Genomic DNA, 5173 nt, shown 5'->3' with positions numbered 1-5173 from the left:
CAAGGCGCCGGACGAGCCCTGGAGGCACCCTCCCGGCCCGCCGCACGGCGCTCCGCCGCCGCCCCCGTTCCCCTGCGTCCGGCCCGCGGCGACGGGCACGCCGGTGGGGGCCGGTTCGCCGCCACCCGACGCGACGCTCACCCTCCCGGCGGGCTGGAACTGGTACGCCGACTCCGCCGGCTTCCGGGTCGCCGTGCCGGCCGGTTGGCTGCGGCTGCGGTCCGGCAGCACCACCTGCTTCCAGGACCCCGTCACCCGGCGGATCCTCGGCATCGAGCCGTACCCGGGCGGCGGTGACCCGGTGGGCCAGCTGCGGGCGGCCGAGCGGGACCTGACCACCGGCGGCCGGCTGCCCGGGTACGAGCAGGTGCGGCTGGCCCCCGTCGGCGGCGGCGCGGAGTGGGAGTGCCGCTGGACCGCCCCGTACGGGGAGCGGCTGCACGCGCTGCGGCTGCTGCCCGCCGACGCCGGCGGGTGGACGCTGGGCTGGACCACCTCCGACGCCGACTGGCCCGCCGCGGCCGGGCAGCTCGCGCTGATCCGGGACAGCTTCCGGGCGGGCCGCTCCACCCGCGCGGCCGGCTGACACCCGGCGTCTCATCACCGACAGATGCCCCGGCCCGGCGGGGTCGGAACGGAATACTTCCTGGTGGTCCGGGGGCACCCGCCGGGCGGCCCGCGAGCCTCTCCCCAGTGGACCGTCCGGGTGATGCCCCGCGGCCCGGCGGCTAACTACAGTGGCGTAGTTTTTGGCGATCAAGATCTCTGGGGAGGGCGAGCCGAGATGATGGGACCGTCCCACGCGCTGTCCGGCGCGGCGGTGTGGCTGACCGGCTCCTGGGCGCTGGACCAGTTCGCCGACTACCACCAGACGCCGCTGGCGCTGGCCGTCGGCACCGCGGTCTGCGCGGGCGGGGCGCTCTTCCCCGACCTCGACCTCTCCGGCAAGGTGACCCGCAACCAGGGCGGCGCCACCGTGGCCCGGACCTTCGGGGTGTTCAGCCTCTTCATCGCCGAGGTGATGGAGAAGATCTCGCTGGGCGTCTACTACGCCACCAAGCTCAGCAAGGACCCGCGCCGCAACAACGGGCACCGGACACTGACCCACACCATCCCGTTCACCGTGCTGGTCGGCTGGGGCACCACCGCGCTCTGCGCCGCGTACGGCAAGTGGGCGGTGGTCAGCATCCTCTTCTTCATGATCGGTCTGGCGCTGCGCGGGCTCTTCGACGAGTGGGCCGAGCGGGCCGGCTGGGTGGTCGTGACCCTGGTGTCGGCGGCCGCGGCCTGGTTCACCTTCGCCAACCTGCCCGGCGACCGCGGCTACCCGCTGATCGGCCTGGCCGTCGGGGTGGGCTGCTTCGTGCACATCCTCGGCGACATGATCACCCGTGCCGGGGTGCCGATCCTCTGGCCCATCCCCATCAAGCGGCGGATGTGGCTGATGGTCGGGCTGCCCAACGGCATCGCGCTGCGCACCGGGAGCAAGGCCGAGACGATCGTGCTGCGGGCGGCGCTGACCGTGCTCGCCGTGCTCGCGGCGGTGGGGCTGGTCGCGCCCTCGGTGCTGCACCGGTTCAACATCGAGGTGTGACGGACCCGGTGGACGGCGAGGGGCCGGCGGACCACACCCGGCCGCCGGCCGAGGACGCGGCGGTGCCGGAGTTCTGGCAGCGGCTCGGGTTGCCGGGGCTCGCCGACGTGCACACCCACTTCCTGCCGCCCCGCATGCTGCGCAAGGTGTGGGCGTACTTCGACGCCGCCGGTCCGCTGGTCGGCACCGAGTGGCCGATCCGGTACCGGTGGGACGACGAGGCGCGGGTGGCGCACCTGCGCCGCCTCGGCGTGCGGGCGTTCACCGCGCTGGCGTACCCGCACCGGCCCGGCATGGCCGAGGCGCTGAACGCCTGGACGCTGGACTTCGCCGCGCGTACCCCGGACTGCCTGCCCTCGGCGACCTTCTTCCCGGAGCCGGCGGCGGCGACGTACGTGGCGGACGCCCTCGCGGCCGGCGCCCGGGTGTTCAAGGTGCACGTCCAGGTGGGCGGCTTCGCGCCGACCGACCCGGCGCTGGACGCCGTGTGGGGCCTGCTGGCCGAGGCCGGCGTGCCGGTGGTGGTGCACGCCGGGCACGCGCCGGTCGGCACGGAGCACACCGGACCGGCGTCGTTCGCCGCGCTGCTCGCCCGGCACCCGGGGCTGACCGCGATCGTGGCGCACCTGGGGGCCCCGGACTACGCGGCCTTCCTGGACCTGGCCGAGCGGTACCGGCACGTGCGGCTGGACACCACGATGGCGTTCACCTCGTTCTTCGACCGGTTCATGCCGTTCCCCGCGGCGGAGCTGCCCCGGCTGCGCGAGCTGGGGCTGGCCGGCAGGGTGCTGCTCGGCAGCGACTTCCCGAACATCCCCTACCCGTACGCCGAGCAGCTCGAAGGGCTGGCCCGGCTCGACCTCGGCGACGACTGGCTGCGGGCGGTCTGCTGGGGCAACGCCGCCGCGCTGTTCGACCTGATCTGAGCCGGCCGCCACGCCGGCGACCGCATCTTGTCACCGGCTATTGACGTGGCCGTAACACCTGACCTACCTTCTGTCGAAACGCTTCGTCGAAGCGCTTCGACAACCACCCGGAGCAACGGCCGGGAAGCGCCGGAGGAGGTGCGGGATGGCCACCATGCAGGACGTCGCCCGCCGCGCCGGCGTTTCGGTCAGCACCGTGTCGTACGTGCTCACCGGCGCCCGCCCGATCTCGCAGGCCACCCGGGACAAGGTGCACGCCGCCATGGCGGAGTTGGACTACCAGCCCAACGCGATGGCCCGGGGGCTGGCCAGCCGGCGCAGCCGGATCCTCGGGCTGCTCATGCCGATGGACGAGCGCGGCCTGGGCGCCACCGAGACCGCCTTCGTCACCGGGGCGGCGGCCGCCGCCAGCACCGCCGGCTACCACCTGGTGCTCTCACCGATCGGCGCGGCTGACAGCGACGAGCTGCGCCGGCTGGCCAGCCAGCGGATGCTCGACGGCGCGCTGCTCATGGAGGTGCAGCTCGACGATCCCCGGGTGGACCTGCTGCGCGAGCTGGGCGTCCCGCTGGTGCTGATCGGACGCACCGCCGACACCACCGGCCTGTCGTACGTCGACATCGACTTCGACCGCACGGTCCGGGACGCCGTCGACCACCTGGTGGGGCTCGGGCACCGACGGATCGTCTACGTCAATCACTCCCCGGCGACCATCGCCCACGGCTACGGCCCGGCGCTGCGCACCCGGGACGCCTTCGTGGCGGCGATGTCCGGGCACGGCCTCGACCCGCTCATGATCGCCGCGGAGGACAGCGCGGCGGGTGGGCGGGCCGCGCTGAGCGACGCCTTCGACCGGACGCCCGACCTGACCGCGGTCCTCGCCATGAACGAGAACGCCGTCTTCGGCATCCTCGGCGAGCTGACCAACCGGGACCTGAGCGTGCCCGGCGACGTCTCGGTGATCTCCATGGTCACCTCACCCCAGGTCGCCGAGTTGGCGACACCGGCGCTCACCGCGATGACCTCACCCGGCTCCGCGCTGGGCAGGATCGCGGTCGAGACGCTGCTGCGGCACCTCGACGCCGGCAGCGGCGAGATCCACCAGCAACTGCTCCCCTGCGTCCTGGAGGTCCGCGGCTCGAGCGGACCACCCCGTGCGGGTGGCGACAGCACCACCGGCGCCGGCCCTGCCAGGCCGGCACCGGCACGTACCGAGGAAGCAGCCCGCCGCCGCGCTGCCACGCGACGACGGGCCTGAGGAGTACCGGCTCGATACTCACCAAGGAGACTAGCAATGCAGCGACTCCGGAGAGTCGCCGCGGCGGCCGTGGTGGCCGCGCTCGCGGCGACCGGCGTTACCGCCTGCGGCGACGACGGCGAAGACAGCGGCGGGGCGAAGGTCCTCAAGCTCTGGCACTACGAGAGCGCCAACAGCGCGATGGGCGTCGCCTGGGACAAGGCGATCGAGATCTTCAAGCAGGAGCACCCCGGCGTCGAGGTCCGCTTCGAGCGCAAGGCGTTCGAGCAGATCCAGCAGAACGCCGGCATGATCATCAACTCGTCCGAGGGCCCGGACATCATGGAGTACAACAAGGGCAACGCCACCGCCGGCCTGCTCTCCTCCCAGGGCCTGCTCACCGACCTGACCGGCGAGGCGACGAAGCGCGGCTGGGACAAGGCGCTCAGCCCCAGCCTCCAGACCACCGCCCGCTACGACGACAAGGGCGTGATGGGCTCGGGCAACTGGTTCGGCGTGCCGAACTACGGCGAGTACGTGATGGTCTACTACAACAAGGACCTGTTCACGAAGTACGGCGTCAAGGTGCCGACCACGCTCGACGAGATGACCGCGGCGATGGACACCTTCGTCGGCAAGGGCGTCACCCCGCTCGGCACGGCGGGCGCCGAGTACCCGGCCGGGCAGCTGTTCTACCAGCTCGCCCTGTCGAAGGCGGACCGGGCGTTCGTGGACGACTACCAGCTCTACAAGAACCCGGTCGACTTCAAGGCCGACCCGCTTAGGTACGGCGCGGAGACTTTCGCGCAGTGGGTGGGCAAGGGCTACGTGTCGAAGGACTCCGCCAGCGCGAAGGCGGAGGACATGGGGACCGCGTTCATCGCCGGCAAGACCCCGATGATCGTCTCTGGCAGCTGGTGGTACGGCCGGTTCAAGGACGAGATCAAGTTCGACTGGGACACCTTCCTCTTCCCCGGCAACAAGCTCAACGCCGGCTCGTCGGGCAACCTCTGGGTGGTCCCGGCCACCAGCAAGGCCAAGAGCCTGGCGTACGACTTCATCGACATCACGCTGCGGCCGGAGGTCCAGGCGCTGATCGGCAACAACGGTGGCGTCCCGGTCGCCGGCGACCCGACCAAGATCAGTGACCCCAAGGACAAGAAGCTGATCGAGAACTTCAACGCGATCAGCGGCCAGGACGGCCTGGCCTTCTACCCGGACTGGCCGGTCCCCGGCTACTACGACGTGCTCGTCTCCGGCTTCCAGGGGCTGATCAACCGGTCGAAGTCGCCCGAGCAGGTGCTCGACGCGATCGCCAAGCCCTACCAGGACGGCGTCGCGGAGATCAAGCGCGACTGACGACGGCGGGGGTGGGCGGCGCCCGGGGTGACCGGGCGCCGCCGCCCCACCGCGGAA

The 5173-nt window shown here is 72.3% G+C and carries 4 protein-coding genes and 1 pseudogene; all 5 read left to right on the top strand.

Annotated features, from left to right (window positions below):
* A pseudogene (locus tag ACW0Q9_RS28970) lies at nucleotides 1-586 on the top strand (serine/threonine protein kinase); the annotation flags it as partial.
* 198 nt (nucleotides 587-784) lie between these two features.
* Nucleotides 785-1594, top strand: a complete 810-nt coding sequence (locus ACW0Q9_RS28965) for a metal-dependent hydrolase (RefSeq protein ID WP_456186689.1) — start codon at nucleotides 785-787, stop codon at nucleotides 1592-1594.
* Nucleotides 1591-2520, top strand: coding sequence for an amidohydrolase family protein (locus tag ACW0Q9_RS28960; RefSeq protein ID WP_456186687.1), 930 nt, complete (start codon nucleotides 1591-1593; stop codon nucleotides 2518-2520). The genes ACW0Q9_RS28965 and ACW0Q9_RS28960 overlap by 4 nt, the downstream gene beginning before the upstream one ends.
* 145 nt (nucleotides 2521-2665) lie before the next feature.
* Nucleotides 2666-3778 (top strand): LacI family DNA-binding transcriptional regulator, encoded by a 1113-nt coding sequence (locus tag ACW0Q9_RS28955; RefSeq protein ID WP_456186685.1) that lies wholly within the window; start codon nucleotides 2666-2668, stop codon nucleotides 3776-3778.
* Between the two features lie 36 nt (nucleotides 3779-3814).
* Nucleotides 3815-5116, top strand: a complete 1302-nt coding sequence (locus ACW0Q9_RS28950) for an ABC transporter substrate-binding protein (protein ID WP_456186683.1) — start codon at nucleotides 3815-3817, stop codon at nucleotides 5114-5116.
* Nucleotides 5117-5173 lie beyond the last annotated feature (57 nt).

The sequence above is a fragment of the Micromonospora sp. I033 genome (assembly GCF_053890995.1).
The sequence above is the reverse complement of the archived record's forward strand: the minus strand, read 5'-3'. Positions and strand labels throughout refer to the sequence as shown.

What these genes read in the sequence shown, in the direction of transcription:
- ACW0Q9_RS28965 (WP_456186689.1), top strand. Translation starts at nt 785, where the DNA reads ATGATGGGACCGTCCCACGCGCTGTCCGGCGCGGCGGTGTGGCTGACC.
- ACW0Q9_RS28955 (WP_456186685.1), top strand. Translation starts at nt 2,666, where the DNA reads ATGGCCACCATGCAGGACGTCGCCCGCCGCGCCGGCGTTTCGGTCAGC.
- ACW0Q9_RS28950 (WP_456186683.1), top strand. Translation starts at nt 3,815, where the DNA reads ATGCAGCGACTCCGGAGAGTCGCCGCGGCGGCCGTGGTGGCCGCGCTC.